Source organism: Actinotalea sp. (genome assembly GCF_035443605.1).
Classification (GTDB): domain Bacteria; phylum Actinomycetota; class Actinomycetes; order Actinomycetales; family Cellulomonadaceae; genus Actinotalea.
In genome coordinates this window covers 1-18,762 of sequence record NZ_DAORSQ010000010.1, presented here as the reverse complement: position 1 = coordinate 18,762, position 18,762 = coordinate 1, and the positions used below count along the sequence as shown (strand labels likewise).

The window sequence follows — 18,762 nt, the reverse complement described above, 5'->3', positions numbered from 1 at the left end:
TCCGGGTGCTCGTACGGCAGTGCATGCGGTCGGATGGTGCGGTGCGGTGCGGTGCGGGTCAGCGCTCGTCGTTGCCCACGTAGGTCGCCGAGCTGAACGCGACCTCGCCGCGTGCGGCGTAGGGGCCCCAGACGCGGCCGGTGAAGGACGCACAGGTGTCGGACGTGAGGTAGCGGCCGTCCATCGCGGCGACCTCGGTCTCGACCCCGTCGGCGGTGAAGCCGAGGCGGACGGTGTCGCAGGTCATGCCGGCGCTGGTGAACGCGACCTGCGATGGCACGGTGTCGATCCACAGCTCCAGCGGGCCGGCCGGCGCCGGTGCCGACCAGAGGTGCTCGATCTGGTCGAGGCGGACGCGGGCGACGACGACGTCGCCGGCGCGCTCGACGTCGTAGTGGTGGTCCTCGTCGTAGCGCACCGAGAGGCCCCCGATGCCGTCGCCCGGCTCCAGGACGGCGCCGATGCGGGCGCGCTCGTGCTGCTGGCGGCGGCCGACGAAGCGCGGGCGCGGGTCATCCATCGCCACCTCGGGCGCAGCGGGGGCCGCCGTGATGACCAGGGCTCCGTCCTCGTGGCGCAGCCAGTCGCGCTCGGCGTGCCGCACCGTGAGCCACTCCAGGCCCAGCGGCTCGCCGAGGTCGGTCTCGACGGTCACCGTCGGCAGGCCGGGGGTGAGGTCGAACGGCTCCACGACGGGCCAGCCGTCGGCCCAGGTGACGCGGGTCTGGTAGGTCTCGCGGCCCATCGGCGCGAACGCGCGGGTGGCGCCGCGGGGGCGGGTGCCCAGGGACACCATGACCCAGCCGTCCGCGGTGTCCATGAGGTCGGCGTGGCCGGAGTTCTGGATCGGGTGGGCGGTGGACCGGTGGGTGTGGATGGGGTTGGCCGGGTGGCCCTCGAACGGGCCCTGCGGGCTGGGACCACGGGCGATGGCGACCGAGTGGCCGCGCTCCGTGCCGCCCTCCGCGACGAGGAGGTACCAGGTGCCGTCCACCTCGTACAGGTGGGGCGCCTCGGGGAACATCTTGCCGGTGCCGGACCACAGCGACCGCGGCTCCTCGAGCGCCTGGCCTGTGGTCGGGTCCATCCGGACCTGCTGGATGCCCAGGTGCTTGCCGAAGTCCTCGCCCTCGAGCAGCAGCCCGGAGTAGGTGACGTAGCACGTGCCGTCGGCGTCCCACGCGATGTCGTGGTCGATCCCGTCCGCCCCGACCATGAGGGTCCCGTCGCTCCACTCCCCTGCCGGGTCCGTGGCGGTGAAGATCAGGCCGCCGCGGCCCATGGCGTCGGCGACCGTGAGGTAGAAGGTCCCCTCGTGGAACCGGATGGTCGGCGCCCAGGCGCCGCCGCCGGTGGGCACGCCCTCGATCGCCAGCTGGCCCGGGCGGGTGACCACATGCCCGATCGGCGTCCAGTGCTCGGCGTCCGTGCTGTGGAACAGCGGCAGGCCCGGGAAGTACTCGAAGCTCGAGCAGGCGAGGTAGTAGTCGTCGCCGACGCGCACGACGCTGGGGTCCGGGTGGAACCCGGGGACGGCGGGGTTGAGCACGATGGTGCCTTCCTGGGTGGTGCCACGCGGTCGCGCGCGGCGGTCAGGCGGGTGGGCGGGGGGTCAGGCGGACTGCGGCAGCGCCTCGGTGCCGCCGGCCTGCCGGTCCTGCTCGGCGAGCTGGGCGGCCAGGCGCAGGCGGTCGGCGCGGCGCTTCTCCTGGCGGACCGGGTCAGGCACCGGCGCGGCCAGCAGCAGGCGCTGGCTGTAGGGGTGCTCGGGGGTCGAGGTGACGGTCGCGGCGTCGCCCGACTCGACGATCTCGCCGCGGTACATCACCGCCACCCGGTGGCTGATGTGGCGCACCACGGACAGGTCGTGGGTGATGAACAGGTAGGCGACCCCGGTGCGCTGCTGGATCTCGATGAACAGGTCAAGGACACGGGACTGGTTGGACAGGTCCAGGGCGCTGACCGGCTCGTCGCAGACGATGAGCTTGGGCCCGCGGCTCAGGGCCCTGGCGATGGCGATGCGCTGGCGCTGGCCGCCCGAGAACTCGCGCGGCAGTCGCTCGCCGGCGTCGGCGGGCAGGTGGACGCTGTCGAGCAGGTCGCGGACCCGCCGGGTCGCCGTGGTGCGGTTGACGCCGGCGACGAGCAGCGGCTCGGTGAGGATGTCGTTGACCGTCATCGCGGGGTTGAGCGAGGTGTAGGGGTCCTGGAAGACCACCTGGATGTCCTCGCTGAGGCCTCGCCGCTCCCGCGCACCGAGCCCGTTGATCTTGCGCCCGCCGTAGCGGATCTCGCCGCCGGTCACCGGGGCGAGCCCGAGCACGGCGCGGCCCAGGGTCGTCTTGCCGGAGCCGGACTCGCCGACCAGTCCGACGGTCTCCCCGGCGCGGATCGACAGGGACACGCCCTTGAGCGCCTTGAACGGCGCCTTGCGGAAGCCCTTCATCGGGTACTCGACGACGACGTCCTGGGCGACGAGCAGGGGCTCGTCCGCGGCCGGCGCGGCCCGCCGTCCGGTGGTCGGTGCGGTGCTGGAGCCCTGGTTGGCGCTCATGCGCCCTCCCCCCCGGTCGTCGGTGCGGTGGATGTGGTGGACCCGGCGGCCGCGAGCTGCGGGCGAGGGACGGAGTCCTCGAGCGTGGAGTCCAGCAGCATCCGGGTGTAGGGGTGCTGCGGGTTGGCGAACAGCTCTTTGGCGGGAGCCGTCTCCACGATCTTGCCGGTCTGCATCACCGCGACGCGGTCGCAGATGTCGGCCACGACGCCGAAGTTGTGCGTCACCAGGATCATCCCCATCTGACGCTCCTCCTGCAGCGAGCGCATGAGGTCGAGGACCTCGGCCTGGACGGTGACGTCGAGCGCCGTGGTCGGCTCGTCGGCGATGAGCAGCTCCGGGTCGCAGGACACCGCTCCGGCGATGAGCACACGCTGGGCCATGCCGCCGGAGATCTCGTGCGGGTAGGCGTTGAACGTGCGCTCGGGGTCGTTGATCCCCACCCGGGTCAGCAGGGCGATCGCCTTGGCCTTGGCCTGCTTCTTGGACAGGCCCAGGTGCTGGCGGATCGGCTCGGTGAGCTGGAACCCGATCTTGAAGGACGGGTCGAGGTTGGACATCGGCTCCTGGGGGATGTAGGCGATCCGGCGCCCGCGGATGACGTTCATCGCCGTCCTGCTCAGCCCGGCGAGCTCCTCGCCACCGAAGGTGATGGTGTCCGCCGAGACCTTGGCCTCGGGGGGCAGCAGACCCAGGATCGAGAACGCCGTCTGGGTCTTGCCCGAGCCGGACTCGCCGACCAGGCCCAGGACCTCGCCCTTGCGGATCGTCAGCGAGACCCCGTCGACCACGACCGACTCCCCGTCGACCTTGGGGTAGGCGACCCGCAGGTTCTCCACCTCGAGCAGGTCCTCGGGGTCCAGGGCGGTGTGCTGGGCGCCCGGGTGGGCCACCTCGATCGTCGTGCCGGCGATCCGGTTGGCCGCGGCGACCTTGGCTGCGGCCTTGGCGGCCCTGCGGGTGGCCCGGGACTGCTTGACGGCCTGCGCGCCGAGCACGTCGCGCAGCGCGTTGCCGAGCAGGGCGAACGCCGCGACCGTCACGACGATCGTCACACCTGGCCAGATCAGCAGGTGGGGGGCGAGGTAGATGTTGGCGAACGCGTCGGAGAGCATGGCACCCCAGGACGCCTCGCCCGAGGTCCCGATCCCCAGGAACTGCAGGCCCGCCTGGATGATGATCGCGATGCCGAGCATCTGGGCGGACTGGATGACCGTCGGGGCCGCGACCACCGGCAGGATGTGGCGGCGCATGATCCGCCCGGAGCCCAGGCCCGAGACCCGCGCGGCGTCGACGTAGAGCTCCTCGCGCACCGCGATGACCGATCCACGCACCAGGCGGAACACGCCCGGCGACATGAGCACGCCGAAGACGAGCATCGCGGCGTTGGTGCTCTGGCCGATGGCCTGCGACACGACGATGAGGATGACGATCGCCGGCATCGCCATCGTGAGGTTCGCGATCCACGAGGAGACCCCGTCGAACCAGCCCTTGAAGTACCCGGCGATCAGCCCGGACGGCACGCCGATCGCCAGCGCGACGACCAGCGCGATGACCGCGCCGGTCAGGCTGACCTGTCCGCCGTAGAGCAGTCGGGCCCAGATGTCACGCCCGACACCGTCGAACCCCAGCGGGTGGCCCGGTGCGGGCGGCCCGAGCGTGTTGGCCAGGGCGGGAGCGTTCGGGTCAGCGTCGGTGAGCAGCGAGGCGCCGAAGCTCGCCACGGTGATGACCAGCAGCACACCGATCGAGAGCGCGGCGGTCGGGTCGGTGATGAGGCGCTTGAGGCGGCCGGCCCGCCGGGGCAGCGGCGGCGGCACCGTGGCGCCCAGCGGGTCCATCGAGGCGAGGTCGGGGAGAGTCATGCCACACGCACCTTGGGGTTGAGCACGCCGTAGGCGACATCCATGAGCAGGTTGACGAGCACGATGATGATCACCAGGACCACCGTGATGCCGAGCACGACCGGCTGGTCGCCGCCCGAGGACGCCGAGAAGATCTCGGTGCCGATCCCGTAGAGGCCGAAGACCCGCTCCACGACGATCGCCCCACCGACCAGGCCGATGAACTGCAGGCCCAGCACCGTCAGGGCCGGCGGCACGGCGTTGCGGAGCGCGTGCCGGAACAGCAGGCTCCGCTCGGACAGGCCGCGGCTGCGCAGCGTCCGGACGTAGTCGGCGCCGAGCACGTCGAGCATCGAGCCGCGGACCTGCTGGGCGGTGGCGGCCATCGCGCCGATCGCCAGAGCGGTCGCCGGCAGGGTGACCGACATGATCCAGCCGCTGAACGACTCGCTCAGCGGCACGAACCCGACGGCGGGGAAGATCCGCCAGTTGACGGCGAAGGTGACGGAGAGCACGAGCGCGAGGAGGAAGGAGGGGACGGCGAAGCCGAGGATCGCCAGGGACTGCACGGCCCGGTCGACCCAGCCACCCTTGACGGCGGCGGCCACCCCGATGAGCACCGCCAGCACGGCTGCGGCGAACAGGCCGACCAGCAAGATGGAGAGGGTCACCGGCAGCTTGGCCGAGATGATGGTGTTGACCGGCTGACCCGAGTACCAGGAGCTGCCCAGGTCACCGTTCAGCAGCCCGGTGAGCCAGTCGACATAGCGCGTGACCAAGGGCTGGTCCAGGCCCAGCTCGGCGGCCTTGGCTGCGACCTGCTCCTCAGAAGCGGTCTGCCCGGCGATGGAGCGGGCCACGGCGTCGTCCGACAGGCTCATCAGCCCGAAGATCGCCGACGCGGCGACCAGGACGAGGACGATCCCGGAGAGGAATCGGCGGAGGAAGAACATCAGCATGACTGCCCCTGACGACGGCGGCGGGTGGCGGGCAAGACGAGTGCAGCACCGATGCTGCGGCGCTGCCCGGTGGGCAACGAGCTCAGCGTGCCGCCCGGTGGGCAGCGGGGGGGCGTGGGTGGGCCGGCTCACCGGCCCACCCACGCCCCCGTCGATCAGCTGGCCGGGCTGAAGTTGTACAGGGCCGGGGTCGGGCTGAACATCTGCGGGACGACGGACACGCGGTCGGAGTGCGCGTAGGTGTTCTCCGTCGCGTTCCACACCGCCTGCCAGGCCTGCTCGGTCACGTAGGTGTTGATCTCGCGGAACAGGGCGTCCTGCTCCTCACCGGTCGCGAACTGCGCCTGGGTGATGAGGTCCGTGACGATGGGGTCCTCGTACTTGAACGGGTTCCAGAGCGCGTCCGGCGTCAGCTGGATCTGGATGGTGTCCCACGGGCGGAACGAGGCGAGGGCGAAGAACGAGACCGCCCACTTGCCGGCCAGCAGGTCGTTGATGACCGTGTCGAGCGGCGCGTTCTCCAGCGTCGCGGTGATGCCCACGGCGCCGAGCTGCTCGACGATCGCTGCCTGCGCCCCGGCGTTGAACGCCGAGAGGTCGGGCATGACCAGCTCGAAGCCGTCTGCGTAGCCGGCCTCGGCGAGGAGCTCCTTGGCCCGCTCCGGGTCGTACGGGTACAGGTCGTTGAGCGCCTCGTCGTAGGCGGCCGTGTCCGGGTTGAACACCTGGTTCTGCACGGTGCCCTGGCCCAGCAGCGCGGTCTCGACGATCGTCTCGCGGTCGAAGGCCATGTTGATCGCCTGGCGCACGCGCACGTCGCCGAGCGCGGGCTGGATGACGCCGCCGCGGTCCCAGAGGAAGAAGCCCATGGTGTCACCGGCCGGGTAGACGATCGTGCTGAGGCCGGCGGCCTCGACCGTGGCGATGTTCTTGGCGTCCGTCACCGTGGCGCCGTCGATCTGGCCGGCCTGCAGCGCGTTGAGCACGGCGGTCGAGTCGGTCAGCGGGGTGAGCACGATGGTGTCGAACGGGAACGCCTCGGTGTTCCAGTAGTCGGCGTTGCGTGTGAACGTGTACTTGGCGTCCACGGTGGAGTTGGCCTCGTCCAGCACGTAGGGGCCGGAGCCGCACGGGGTGACCTGGAGCTCCTCGGTGCCGATCGCCGCGGGGCACGCCATCATGCCGGCGGTGGAGCCGAGGTTGAAGACCAGCGACGGGTCCGGGGCGTTGAGGGTGATGACGGCGGTGAACTCGTCCGTGGCCTCGACGCTCTCGACCGACTTCAGCTGGTTGGCAGCCTCGTTGGTCCCGCCCTTGGTGTTGATGATGTTCGCCACGACGGCCTCGGCGTTGAACGGCGTGCCGTCGGTGAAGACGACGTCCTCGCGCAGCGTCAGCGTCAGCGAGGTCAGCGCCTCGTCGTAGGCCCACTCGGTCGCCAGGTTCGGCAGGATCTCGGCCTCGGGCGACTGCCGGAACAGCTGGTCGTAGACCGGCTGGTAGTAGATCGTGTTGTTGCCCAGGCCCGCGTCCTTGAGGTCCCACGGCTGGGCGACGACGACGGGCGCCAGGGTCAGGGTGCCGCCGGTCGCGGTGCCGTCGGTCCCCTCGGTCGCGTCGTCGGTGCTCGAGCCGCCGCCGCAGGCGGTAAGACCGAGCATGAGGGCGACAGCTCCGGCCGCCAGCAAACGTCTGCGCATGACTCTCCCTTGAGTGCAACGGGGCGGGGTGATCCAGCCCACTGATACGTCTAGGTGATACGTTTAGGTACGTTAGATGACCGGGCCCGTGATCGCAAGAGTCGTGATGGAACCGTTATGCGCCCGTCACACCGTCGGTGCCGAGCGCAGCCGCAGTGCCATGAAGGGGCGCCCCGGGAGGTCGACGCGGACGAACCCGCGGTGGGTGCCCGGGACGCGCTCGACGGTCATCAGCCAGGTGTCGATGACGTCGATGACCACATCGCGGCCGGTGGGCAGGACGATGCTGCGGTATCGCGGCTGGGAGCCGCCGAGGTACAGCACGTGGGTCGAGCCGTCGCGCGAGACCGCCCACGGAACGTCCCAGTCGGACGGCGCCGGGTCGAGCACCCCACCGGGCACCGCATCGAGCACCTCGCGCAGGAAGGCGATCCGCGCCGGGCTGCTGCCCACGAGCTCACCGCCCTTGGACCACCACAGCTCTTCGGCGTCGTTGACGTACGTCTCGCCGTGGCCGACGTACCCCCCGCGCACGGCGCCCTCCCAGAAGCGACGCACCATCTCCTGGCCCGTGAGGTTGCCCCAGCCCTGGTCGAGGTCGCCCTCGTAGCCGCACTCGTCCACCACGACGGGCTTGCCCCACCGCTCGCGCCACCCGTCGACCTCCTCGGCAGTGCGGTAGACATCGACCCGCTGGACGCTCGCGTGCGTCACCCACGGCCGCGTGTGGTCGTAGAAGCCGAAGCACTGGTGGATGGACAGCAGGTGGCCCACCGGGTCCTCCTCGACGACCACCTCGGCGATCCGCTCCCAGTCGTCGACCGCCTTGGTCCGCACGAGGTCGTACTCGTTGGCCAGCGACCACCAGACGTTGGCCGACGCCGCGAGCCGGCGCACGACGTAGCGCACGTAGCGCTCGTCCACCGCCGGGCCCAGGTCCGCGAAGCCCCACCGGTCGTAGGGGTGGAAGAGGATGACGTCCGCCTCGATCCCCAGGGCGGCGAGGTCGGCGATCCGCTCCTCGAGCACGCGGAAGAACACCGGGTCGAAGCGCGAGACGTCCCAGGCGCCGTCGGCGTCCCGGACGAACGGGAAGAGCTCGGGGTCCGCAACGTTGAACAGGTACGCCTTGGGCAGCACGCACAGGCGCATCTTGGTGAAGGGCGCGGTCGCCAGCGTGGTCAGCGTGCGCTGCTGGAGGGCCGGCGGTTGGTGGGTCCACGCGTAGGCCGTCGTGCCGATCGGCAGGTGACGCGTGCCGTCGGCGTGCGCAAAATGGAACGTGTCGGCCACGCGCACCGGCCCGTGGCCCGCCGGCTCCCCGGCGCAGACCACGCGCGCGACGAGCCCGTCGAGCGAGCGAGCCGTGGAACGCGTGCGCACGGTCCACTCCCCCGGTCCGCCGGGCAGCACGCGCAGCCGGTAGACCCCGTCGCCGTCGTAGAAGCCGCCGACGACGCGCACGCCGTCCGGCCCCTCGACGTCGGCCACCAGGTCGACGTCGACGAAGGGGTTGCCGTGCCGCGGCCCGTCGAGGACCACCTCGGCCACCTGCCATGGCCGCACCGGCGCGACCGCCCGGACGCCGGCCGAGCCGCGCGGGACGTCCGCACCCTCGTACGCCGGGTCGGGCGCGATCGCCGGGCCGTGCCGCCGCTCGGGCGGGGCCCCGGCCTCGAGCACGGCGAGCCGCTCCCACATCGCCGCCATGGCGTCGTCGTCCCCGCCGAGGGTCGGGAACATGCCGACCGCCGAGGCCAGGTCGACCCAGCCCAGCTGGTGCACCAGCGGCGAGTCCGCGAGGCCCGGCACCACCTCACGAAGGATCGTCGCGGCGGCGGGGTCCGCCAGGGCGTCGGACAGCCGGGACTGCGGGGTGAACGACATGCTGTGCTCCTCGGGTGCTGCCGCGCGGCCGGTGCGCGCGCTGGGTTCAGGCCGACTCGCGGATCACCAGGCGCACGTTGTCCGCGCTGAGTGGGCGAGGTGCGGGGCCGGCCTGGACGAGGTGCACGATCTCCGCCGCGAGGTAGCCGGCGACGGCGTCGATGTTCTGGTCGATCGTGGTCAGCGGCGGGCTCGCGAGGCTCGCGAGCGGGATGTTGTCCACCCCGATGACGGCGAGGTCGCCCGGGGCGCTGAGGCCCGCGCGGTGCAGGCCCGCGAGCACAGCGAAGGCCGTCTCGTCGTTGTAGGCGCACACGCCCGTGACCGGCTCGGGCAGGCCGAGCCAGGTGCGGACGGCGCCCTCGGCCTCCGTCGCGTCGAGGTGGACGGGCAGCACGACGGGGTCGTCCAGGCCGAGGTCGAGGCACGCCGAGCGCACGCCGTCCAGGCGCAGCCGGTAGAAGTCGCTGACCCGCGCGTCGTCCGGCGCGGCATAGCCGATCCTGCGGTGGCCCGTCGCCGCCAGGTGCTCCACCTGGAGCCGCCCGATGATCACCTGAGGCACGTCGGCGCCGATGTGCCCGGCGGAGGTCGAGAGCATCGTGCTGAGCACGTGGATGCCGGCCGCCCGCATCTCGTGCTCGTCACGGTCGACGAGGCCACCGATGACGACCACCGCGACGGGCCGGATCTCGCGCCACAGCGCCGAGACCGGGGAGCCCGCGCGCATCCGACGGGTGACGGTGGTCAGCCCGGCGGGTTCGAGGTCGTCCGTGAGCTGCTCGATGACGTGCGCCACGACGGGGCCGAAGGGCACGTCCGGCAGCAGCAGAAGGACGACGTCGCTGGTCCCCCGCCGCAGCGCGCGCGCGGCGGCCGACGGGGTGTAGCCCAGGTCTGCGACCGCGGCGAGCACGCGAGCGCGGGTGTCGGCCGAGATGCTCTGCGTGGGGGTGTCGTTGATGACGTAGCTCACCGTCGCCTGGGAGACCCCGGCGGCGCGCGCGACGTCCTTGGCGGTGACGGCCTTCGTCATGTCTCCCCCTCGGGCTTGCTGAAACGTCACAGTAGCGGTTGGATCGGGAGTGCGCCACCCCTCGCCGACGAGGGCGTGGAACCGATCCCAGGAGGTCATCGTGCCCGTCAGCAGCCCTGTTCGTGCGGCAGAGCCCGTGGAGCTGTGGCCCGCGGCACCCGACCCGGACCGGTCCGGCCCGTTCGCGTTCCCGCAGGACGGTCCCGGCAACGCGATGCTGCGCAACATCACGCGCCCCACGCTGACGGCCTACCTGCCGGATCCAGCGCTCGCGACGGGCACCAGCGTCGTCGTCTGCCCCGGCGGCGCGCACCACTTCCTGTCCGTCGAGAACGAGGGCTCTGCCGTCGCGACCTGGCTGGCGCAGCGGGGCATCGCTGGCTACGTGCTGCACTACCGTGTGCTGCCCACGCCCGCTGACGACGCCGGGTTCGCCGACGAGATGAACCTCCTCATGGGCGACGCGGAGGAGATGCTCGTCCGCACGCGGGCGCACCGGGCGACGGCGGTCGAGGACGGCGCGCGCGCCGTGGCGATGGTCCGCGCCGGGTCGCCGGCCTGGGGGCCTGTTCCAGACCGCGTCGGGATCCTCGGGTTCTCCGCGGGTGGGTTCGTCGCCACCGCCACCACCCTCGACTCCCCCGCGGCGACGCGCCCGGACTTCCTGGTCGCGATCTACGGGGGCCTGTGGGAGGACCCCGTCGTGCCCGCGGACGCCCCGCCGGCGTTCCTCGCCTGGGCGAGCGACGACTCCATCGGCGCCCCGATCGTCACGCCGTGCCTTGAGCTCTACGCCGCCTGGTACGCCGCGGGTCGCCCGGTCGAGGCCCACGCCTACGCCGCCGGCGGGCACGGCTTCGGCATGCACCGCCAGGGCCTGCCGTCGGACGCCTGGACCGAAGACCTGCACGCCTGGCTCACGCACCAGGGCCTCCTGGGCTGATCGGCTCGAGGCCTCCCCCCGGAGACCCACCCCGGACCGCGCCGGACGCACGTCGGCGCCACGGCACAGCCCCGCTGCTCAAAGCCAGACTGGACGTGTGGCGGATGGCGAACTCCTGGAGTCCGCCATCCGCACGCAGGTTCGCCGCGCGGGTCGACCGGGGGGCGGGCGACCGGCGCGGGCGCGCCGTCGGGTCAGGTGAGCGGGTGGGCCACCGCCGTCGCGTCGCCCGTGGCGGTGAGCAGGACGTCCGACGACGTCGCCCGGACGGGTACGCCCAGCACCCCCGCGGAGGTGAACGCCTCGCACACCGGGCCGTCGAGCACCACGCGCAGGCGACCGTCGAGCAGGGGCATCGTCCACGTGCCCGGCGCGGCCCCGGCCGTCGACGCGGCCGCGCCGGCGACCACCGCGACGTCCACGACGGTGGCCGTCAGCGTGCCGTCGGCGACCGTGAGACGCAGCACCTCCGCGCCGTCCGGGTCCGTGACGAGCAGCTCCGCGGCCGTCGAGGCGTCCGCCAGGGTCCAGTCGATGTCGCACACGGCGCCGATCCGCACCGGTTCGGTCCCTCCTCCGGTGCCCTCCGCACCGCCGGGCGCGAGCCCCGCCCCGGCCCCGACCACCACCGCGGCACCTCGCCGCGCGGCGAGGTCGGGGTGTGGCTCCGCGACCACCCGGTCCCCCTCGAGCCGCAGCAGGTGCGGCAGGCTGATCGCACCGGCCCACTCCCCTGCGGGGTCGACGACGTCGCGCATCCAGTGCACCATCCCGCGCCGCCCGTCGCGGTCCACGAAGCCCGAGCCCGCGTAGTAGCACGGCCCGTAGGCCCACCGGCCCCAGGACTGCGCCGTGAACGCGCCGTCCACGAACGTGCCGACCGCGTAGACCTCGTCGCGGGGCCCGTGCTCGCGGTCCCACACGGACACGACGAGCACCCAGCGGTCGCCCAGCGGGAAGAGCTGCGGGCACTCCCACGCCTCACCCGTCCACAGGGGCTCGGTGACGCTCGTGTGCCGCGTGGCGAGCAGGCCGTGGTACTTCCAGGTCCGCAGGTCGTCGGACCGGTGCACCACGGCCGTCGCGGTGCCGTCAGCGAGCCCGGCGCCCAGCAGCATCCACCACGCGTCGCCGTCGCGCACGAGGCAGGGGTCCCGGTACGTCGTGGCGGGCACGTCGGCCGGCAGCGCGGCGACGGTCTCGCCCTTGGTCCAGGACGTCCACGAGCCGTCGGACGGCCGGGCGACCCGGGCCACCCCGACGTCGAGCGCGTCCAGGTCGACGCTCGTGTAGAAGAGCGTCGCGGGCTCACCCTCGGGGGCGACGACGCTGCCGGACCACACGCCGCCGTCGCCGTCACCGGGGACCAGCGCCACGGGCAGCTCGGTCCACGCGAGCAGGTCGGGGCTCGTCAGGTGCGCCCACGAGATGCCGGGCGCCCACCGCGGCGGCACCCCCGGCACGTGCTGGGCGAACACGTGGTACAGCCCGTCGTGGAACGTCAGGCCGTGCGGGTCGTTGATCCAGCCCGAGCGCACGGTCAGGTGCAGCCGGGGCCGGGTCGGGTCGTCGATCATGAGGCCTCCTGCGCCGAGAGCAGCTCGATCAGCCCGCCGAGCAGGTTGCCCGGCAGATCCATGGCGTGCAGCGCCGCCACCAGGGCGAGCCCGTCGAGCCCCTGCGCCGCCGCCCACGCGCGGTCCTTGACCTCGAAGTCGATCTCGGCCTCGTCCAGCAGCGCGAAGACCTCGCCGAGCACGTCCGTCCGGCGCACGACGACGTCCTCGAGCCGCAGCTCGAGGCCGTCCGTGAGGTCCACCTCGCCCAGTGCCACGCGCTCGAGCGCGGGGCCGAGCTCCACGGAGGCGTCGTGCTGCACGGGCACCTCTGCCCCGCCGAGCCACGCACGGCCCACCCGGACCCCGAGCACCTCGACCGTCAGGTCACGCAGGCGCAGCACCCCCGCGCCCGTGGGCGGCGCGACCGTCAGGACGGCCGTGCGCCCGCCGTCGTACCAGCGCACGTCGACGCGCGTCTCGTACCGGTCCGCCACCTCGACCGCGCCGCCGCCGCCGTCCTCGACCACCACGCAGCCGCCGTCCGCGCCGGGGACCACGCGCAGCGCCAGGGCGTGCGGGTCGCGGCCCGGATCGGCCATCGGGTCGGCCGCCAGCGGCAGCACCGCACCGGCCCGCGCGAGCACCGGCACCTGCTCCAGGGCCCGGTGCAGCCTCAGGGTGCGCCCACCCCGGTAGCGCCGGCCGCTGAGCAGGTCCACCCACGCGCCGTCGGGCAGCCACGCCTCGGTGCTCGCCAGGTGCGTGCGCCGGTCGGCCGGGCTCGTCACGGGGACGACGACGAGATCCGGTCCCAGCAGGTACTGGTGCGGCACGTCGTGGGCGGCGTCGTCCTGCGGGTGGTCGTGGTACATCGGGCGCACGGGCCCCACGCCGTCGGTGTGCGCCGTCCACATCGCCGAGTACAGGTAGGGCACCAGCTGGTGGCGCAGCCGCAGGAAGCGCCGCATGATCGCCTCGGCCTGCGGTCCGAACCGCCACGGCTCCTTGGACGAGAACGGGTTGTTGCTCGAGTGCAGCCGGTTGATCGGCGACAGCGCGCCCAGCTGCACCCAGCGCGTGGCGAGCTCGACGTCCTTGGTGCCGAAGAAGTGCCCGCCGACGTCGTGGCTCCACCAGAAGTAGCCGACGTTGGCCGCCGTCGCCGTGAACGACGGCTGGAAGGCGAGCGACGCCCAGGAGATGACGGTGTCCCCCGAGAACCCGATGGGGTTGCGGTGGCTGCCGAGCCCCGCGTACCGGGAGAACGTCAGCGGCCGGCGGCCCGCGCGCCCGGAGTCGCGGTAGTGCACGTGGTTGAGCATCCACAGCGGGTCCAGGCCCGGCCACCGGCTGGCCGTCCCGGACTGCCAGTCCAGCCACCAGAAGTCGACGCCGGCCTCCTCCTGGGGGTGGTGCAGCCGGCGCAGGTAGCTGTCCACGAACGTCCGTGAGCCGATGTCGAACGCCACAGCTGCGCCGCTCGCCGGGTCGAGGCCCAGGTCTTCGGCCACGTCCCGGTACGCCTCCTCGTGCCGCCGGACGCCGTCCGCCGGGTGCACGTTGAGCGTGGTGCGCAGGCCGCGCTCGTGCAGCGCCGCGAGGAAGGCCGGCGGGTCGGCGAAGAGCTCGCGGTTCCACGTGTAGCCCGTCCAGCCGGTGCCCAGCGCCGGGTCGATGTCGGTCAGGTGCCAGTCCATGTCGATGACCGCGACGGAGAACGGCATGCCCCGGGCTGCGAACCGGTCCATGAGGTCGAGGTACTCGTGGTCCGTGTAGCGGTGGTAGCGGCTCCACCAGTTGCCCAGGGTCCAGCGCGGCAGCAGCGGGCTCGCGCCGGTGAGCCGGAACCAGTCCCGCAGGGCGTCGCGGTGGTCCAGCCCGTAGGCCAGCACGTAGAGGTCCTGGCCACCGGGGGGACGCGGGGCGACCCAGCCGTCCGGCGTCAGCAGCAGCGATGCGGAGTCGTCCACCACGGCGTGGCCGCGGCGCGAGAGCAGGCCGGGGTCCAGCGGCACGGCGCCGTCGACCCCGTCGAGGGTGCGGGTGGTGCCGCCGAGGTTGGGCCCGGGCGCGACCACCTGGGGGTCGCCGTACCGCCACGTGGTCTCGTGGGCCGTCCGGGTGCGCTGCAGCACGGTCACCGACAGCCCCGCGGCGGTGAACGGGCCGGTGTCGTAGTGCAGGTGCAGGTGCTCGGTCCACAGGTCCAGGCCGTCCGGGCCGGTCGCCACGCGGTACTCCGGCAGGTCGAGCCGCCGGTGCGCCACCACCTGGGTGGGGGCGTCGGTGAACGCGTCGTCCTCGCTGCGCTCGAGGCGCAGCATCCGGCTGGTCAGGACGGTGATCCGGTAGCCGGGGCCCTGCACGACGGTGCGCGGGTCGGCCGAGCCGGGCGGCCCGTCCGACGGGTGGTCGTCTGGCGTGGGGCGGTCGTGCGCTGGGGTCACCGGCGGTCCTTCTGGGCGGTCGTGATGGCCGTCCTACTGTGGCACGTCCGACGCCGCCAGGGCCCCGAGCGGGGCGTCGATCGGTCGCAGCCCGACGACGAGGAACGGCCCGCCGGCCCGCAGCGGGCCCATCGACGCCACGACCCGCCAGGGCGGGTGCTCCAGCGTCCCCGCGAGGATCGACCACACGGCGGCCCAGGTCGCCTCGGCCTGCTCGGCGTCGGCCCGCTCGGCGTCGGGCACCCCCACGTCGGACCGCCCAGCGTCGGGCCGCTCCGCGACGAGCACGCGGTAGCGGCCGTCGGCCACCGAGCGCGCGACGACGGCGACCAGGCCCTCGGCGAGCTCGGGGGGCAGCGTGAGCACGGGGATGCCGCAGGCGCGCAGCTGGTCGGCGGCGGGGTCGCCGTCCCACGGCTCGTCGAGCACCGCCACCCACCCCCTCGCGACCGTCCGAGCGGTCACCCTCCTGTTCGGCGGCCCCGGCCCGGGTGTGAGGGGACGGCGGTGTGGTCTACCCGTCCTCGCGGCGCCACATGCCGAAGGCGGGGCCGTGCGCCGGGAGCGTGACCCAGCCGTCGTCGTCCGCGGCGAGGTCGGGGGCGCCCGCCAGGCCGGTCAGCCTCGCTCCCACCACCGCGACCGGCAGCCGCACCGGGGTGTGGTCGGCGCGCGCGGCGTGCACCAGGACCGCCTCGTCCGGGTGCTCCCGCACGAAGGTCAGGGCGTCGTCGACCACGGAGAGCCAGCGCAGCCCGCCGTGCTGCAGCGCGGCGCTGGCCGCGCGCGCACCGAAGAGCGCCCGGGTGGTCGCGAGGCGCTCGGTGTCCCAGCGCTCGCGGTGCTCCCACGGCATGGGGATCCGCGCATGCTCCGGGCCCATCGCGTCGAGCCCGATCTCGTCGCCGTAGTACAGCATCGGGATGCCCGGGTAGGCGGCGAGCATGCCGAACGCGACCGTGACCATCGCCTGGTCGCCCTCGAGCAGCGAGACGATCCGGTGGGTGTCGTGCGAGCCGATGAGGTTCATCGCGTGCAGGGTGGCCGCCCACGGCACCACGGAGGACAGCGCGCGCATCGACGCCACCGCGGCAGGGCCCGTCATGTTGGGCAGCCACGGGTAGATGGCGTGCGGGTACGGGAACGGCTGCGGCGGCAGCAGCCACTGCCACAGCGGGCGGGTGAACGCGGCGTAGTTCATCGTGCCCTGGTACCCGTCGCCCACGAGGTGCCGGGCGGCGTCGTGGTTGGACTCGGCCTGGAGCATGGTGTCGTCGGTGACCAGCGCCATCGTGCGGCGGATGGTGCGCGCGACGTCGGCCGCGAGGTCGATCTCCCCGTGGATGCCGGTCATGTTCGCCACGTCGATGCGCCAGGCGTCCAGCCCCTGCGGGCCCAGCCAGCGCGCCACGACGGAGTCCGGGCCGTCGTAGAAGCGCCGGCGCAGCTCGGTGCTGCGGTGGTCGAAGATCGGCATCTCCTTCATGCCCCACCACGCGTCGTACGTGTCGGGGTGGTCGGTGAAGAAGAAGAACTCGCGCTCCGGGGACTCGGGGTCGGCGACCGCCGCCCGGAACCACTCGTGCGTGTCGCCGCAGTGGTTGGTCGTGAGGTCGCCCATGAGCCGCATGCCGCGCGCGTGCGCCGCCTCGGCGAGCCGCACCAGCGCCTCGTCCCCGCCGAGCAGCGGGTCGACGTGGGCGAACGACGACGCGTTGTAGCGGTGGTTGGACGCTGCCGGGAAGAACGGCGTGAGGTAGATCGTCGTGACGCCCAGGGACGCCAGGTGGTCCAGGTGCGCGGTGATCCCGTCGAGGTCGCCGCCGTAGAGCTGGTGCGGGGTGTCGGGACCCTCCCCGACGACGGTGTCGTCCCAGTCCGCCGGTACGGCCCAGCCCGGCACCGGCCGGTCGACGGACCTCGCGAACCGGTCGGGGAACACCTGGTACATCGTGCCCGTGGTCCACGCGGGCATCGGCGCGAACGTCGTCACCCGGAAGTCTGCGGCGTCCGAGACGTCGTGCGGGTGCAGGCCCGCCTGGTTGAGCCACTGGTAGCCGAACGGGCCGCCGTCGAGCAGCCAGCGGTAGCTGACCACGGGGTTGACGACCGGCAGGTCGGCGCGCAGCCAGACGTCGCCGGCGTCCTCGTGATCGGGCTCGGCCCGGACGAGCGCGGGCTCGCCGTCCTTGAGGACGCGCACCCAGGCGGCGGTGACGTCGCTCGCCCGCGGCACGCGCAGCAGCACGCGGACCGTGCCGCCCAGCGCGGGCGTGGCGTCCGGGACGTACGTCGCGGAACCGTCGTGGTGGGGCTGGCGCCACACGTCGTCGTGCATGGCCTCTCCTGCGGGTCGGTGGGTCCGAGGTCCGCTCCAGCCTTCCATCCCGGCGACCGTGCCGGCAGGGGTTCGGCCCCGTGTCCTGGCGGCGCCCGCGCCCGGGTGTGACGTAGTCCCCCCACGCCGCGCCCTCACCACCGGCCCCACCCGGACGAAGAGTCCGGTGCGCGCGGCAGCGCACCGGCACCGGGCCGGTCGCCGGCGAACGCCCGGTCCCTCCGGGCGCCTCGACGGAAGGACTCCCCCGTGAGCACCGCCCAGCCCGCCAGCCCGCCGCCCGCCCGCCGGGGGGCCCGGACCGTCTCGCTGCGGACCAAGATCCTCGGCCTCGCCGCGATGTTCTCCGTCATCGGGATGGCGCTCGGCGGCGTGGCCACCGTCATGACCAACCGGGTGGACTCCGCGGCGCAGAGCCTCGCGCAGACCCAGGCGACGGTGGGCTCCTCGCTGACGGGCCTCAAGGACGCGCTCTGGACCGTCCGCAACACCGTCACGGCCATCGGGGCCTACCCGCCCGCGGGCAAGCAGGCGCAGATCGACAAGCTGGCGACCGCCTACGAGAACCTCGACGCGGCGGCCGTGGCGTTCGAGGAGAGCTTCGTGGCCGCGCACGGGTCGCCGCCGGAGGCATGGGAGGACTTCACCTCCGCGCTCACCGCGTACCGCGCGATGGTCGACGGCGACCTCCTGGACGCCGCGCTGGCGGACGACCGCGAGCTGTGGGCACAGGTCCGCGACGGCGGTGCGGCCGACCTCGGCGGCGCGATGATCGGTCACCTCACCGCGGTCGAGGAGGAGGTGTCCGGTGAGATGGTCGCCATCGCGGCGCAGGCGCACGACGTCGCCCGCACGGCCGTGCTGCTCATCGGCATCCTCGTGGGGATCGGCGTCATCGGCGGCGTCACCGTGGGTCAGCGGATCTCCGGGCCCCTGCGCCGGTCCGTCGCCGAGGTCGCGCGCTGCATCGACGCCATGGCGACCGGCGACCTCACCGCCCGGCCCGTCGTGAAGAGCTCCGACGAGATCGGCGTCATGGCGCAGGCCCTGGCACGCGCCCAGGACTCCCTGCGTCACCTCGTGGCCGGCGTCGGCGAGGTGGCCGGGTCGATCGCGTCGGGCGCGGAGCAGATGAGCGCGGCCCAGCGGCAGGTCGCGGCCGGCTCGCAGGAGACCTCGGCCCAGGCCGGCGTGGTCGCCGCCGCCGCCGAGCAGGTGAGCCGCAACGTCCAGGCCGTCTCGGCAGGGGCCGAGGAGATGGGTGCGTCGATCCGCGAGATCGCCCAGAACGCCAACGAGGCCGCACGCGTGGCCGCGCAGGCCACCGACGTCGCCGCGACGACCAACGCGTCGGTCGCGCAGCTGGGCGTGTCGTCCGCCGAGATCGGCGCCGTCGTCAAGGCGATCACGCAGATCGCCGAGCAGACCAACCTCCTGGCGCTCAACGCGACCATCGAGGCCGCGCGCGCCGGCGAGGCCGGCAAGGGGTTCGCCG

Annotated in this window: 13 protein-coding genes; 2 read left to right on the top strand and 11 right to left on the bottom strand. The window is 73.3% G+C overall.

The annotated features are described in order from the left end of the window. Positions 1-58 precede the first annotated feature (58 nt). The 7 genes from PKY62_RS02360 to PKY62_RS02330 form a co-directional block, all read right to left on the bottom strand. A complete protein-coding gene (locus PKY62_RS02360; RefSeq protein WP_324534460.1) occupies positions 59-1,549 on the bottom strand; it encodes a glycoside hydrolase family 43 protein in 1,491 nt (496 codons plus the stop codon). A gap of 63 nt (positions 1,550-1,612) precedes the next feature. Continuing rightward, a complete protein-coding gene (locus tag PKY62_RS02355) occupies positions 1,613-2,446 on the bottom strand; it encodes an ATP-binding cassette domain-containing protein (RefSeq protein WP_324534488.1) in 834 nt (277 codons plus the stop codon). A gap of 104 nt (positions 2,447-2,550) precedes the next feature. Then, complete coding sequence (locus tag PKY62_RS02350) at positions 2,551-4,419, bottom strand: dipeptide/oligopeptide/nickel ABC transporter permease/ATP-binding protein (RefSeq protein WP_324534458.1); 1,869 nt, start codon at positions 4,417-4,419, stop codon at positions 2,551-2,553. Continuing rightward, positions 4,416-5,357, bottom strand: coding sequence for an ABC transporter permease (locus tag PKY62_RS02345; RefSeq protein WP_324534457.1), 942 nt, complete (start codon positions 5,355-5,357; stop codon positions 4,416-4,418). Before PKY62_RS02345 ends, PKY62_RS02350 begins: the two co-directional genes overlap by 4 nt. A 155-nt stretch (positions 5,358-5,512) precedes the next feature. Further along, the gene (locus PKY62_RS02340; protein ID WP_324534455.1) at positions 5,513-7,057 is read right to left on the bottom strand and encodes an ABC transporter substrate-binding protein; all 1,545 of its coding nucleotides are present in this window, start codon (positions 7,055-7,057) and stop codon (positions 5,513-5,515) included. 126 nt (positions 7,058-7,183) lie between these two features. Then, on the bottom strand, positions 7,184-8,944 hold the full coding sequence (locus tag PKY62_RS02335; RefSeq protein ID WP_324534453.1) for a DUF5605 domain-containing protein: 1,761 nt from the start codon (positions 8,942-8,944) through the stop codon (positions 7,184-7,186). Between the two features lie 46 nt (positions 8,945-8,990). Then, positions 8,991-9,980, bottom strand: coding sequence for a LacI family DNA-binding transcriptional regulator (locus PKY62_RS02330; protein WP_324534451.1), 990 nt, complete (start codon positions 9,978-9,980; stop codon positions 8,991-8,993). Between the two features lie 100 nt (positions 9,981-10,080). Here PKY62_RS02330 and PKY62_RS02325 point away from each other — a divergent pair, with 100 nt between their 5' ends. Beyond that, on the top strand, positions 10,081-10,923 hold the full coding sequence (locus PKY62_RS02325) for an alpha/beta hydrolase (protein WP_324534449.1): 843 nt from the start codon (positions 10,081-10,083) through the stop codon (positions 10,921-10,923). Between the two features lie 194 nt (positions 10,924-11,117). On the opposite strand, the gene PKY62_RS02320 is transcribed toward PKY62_RS02325, so the two are convergent. The 4 genes from PKY62_RS02320 to PKY62_RS02305 all read right to left on the bottom strand — a co-directional run bounded on the left by PKY62_RS02320 (position 11,118) and on the right by PKY62_RS02305 (position 17,267). Continuing rightward, positions 11,118-12,500, bottom strand: coding sequence for a glycoside hydrolase family 32 protein (locus tag PKY62_RS02320; protein WP_324534447.1), 1,383 nt, complete (start codon positions 12,498-12,500; stop codon positions 11,118-11,120). Next, the gene (locus tag PKY62_RS02315) at positions 12,497-14,929 is read right to left on the bottom strand and encodes a TIM-barrel domain-containing protein (protein ID WP_324534445.1); all 2,433 of its coding nucleotides are present in this window, start codon (positions 14,927-14,929) and stop codon (positions 12,497-12,499) included. Before PKY62_RS02315 ends, PKY62_RS02320 begins: the two co-directional genes overlap by 4 nt. Positions 14,930-14,962: 33 nt before the next feature. Then, entirely contained in the window at positions 14,963-15,364 is a 402-nt protein-coding gene (locus PKY62_RS02310; protein WP_324534443.1) for a hypothetical protein, read from the bottom strand. Between the two features lie 79 nt (positions 15,365-15,443). Next, positions 15,444-17,267: a glycoside hydrolase family 13 protein gene (locus PKY62_RS02305; protein ID WP_324534441.1), complete on the bottom strand. Its 1,824-nt coding sequence runs from the start codon at positions 17,265-17,267 to the stop codon at positions 15,444-15,446. Positions 17,268-17,516: 249 nt separating this feature from the next. Between PKY62_RS02305 and PKY62_RS02300 the strand changes: the two genes are divergently transcribed. Next, a partial coding sequence (locus tag PKY62_RS02300; RefSeq protein ID WP_324534439.1) for a methyl-accepting chemotaxis protein occupies positions 17,517-18,762 on the top strand: 1,246 nt, incomplete at its 3' end.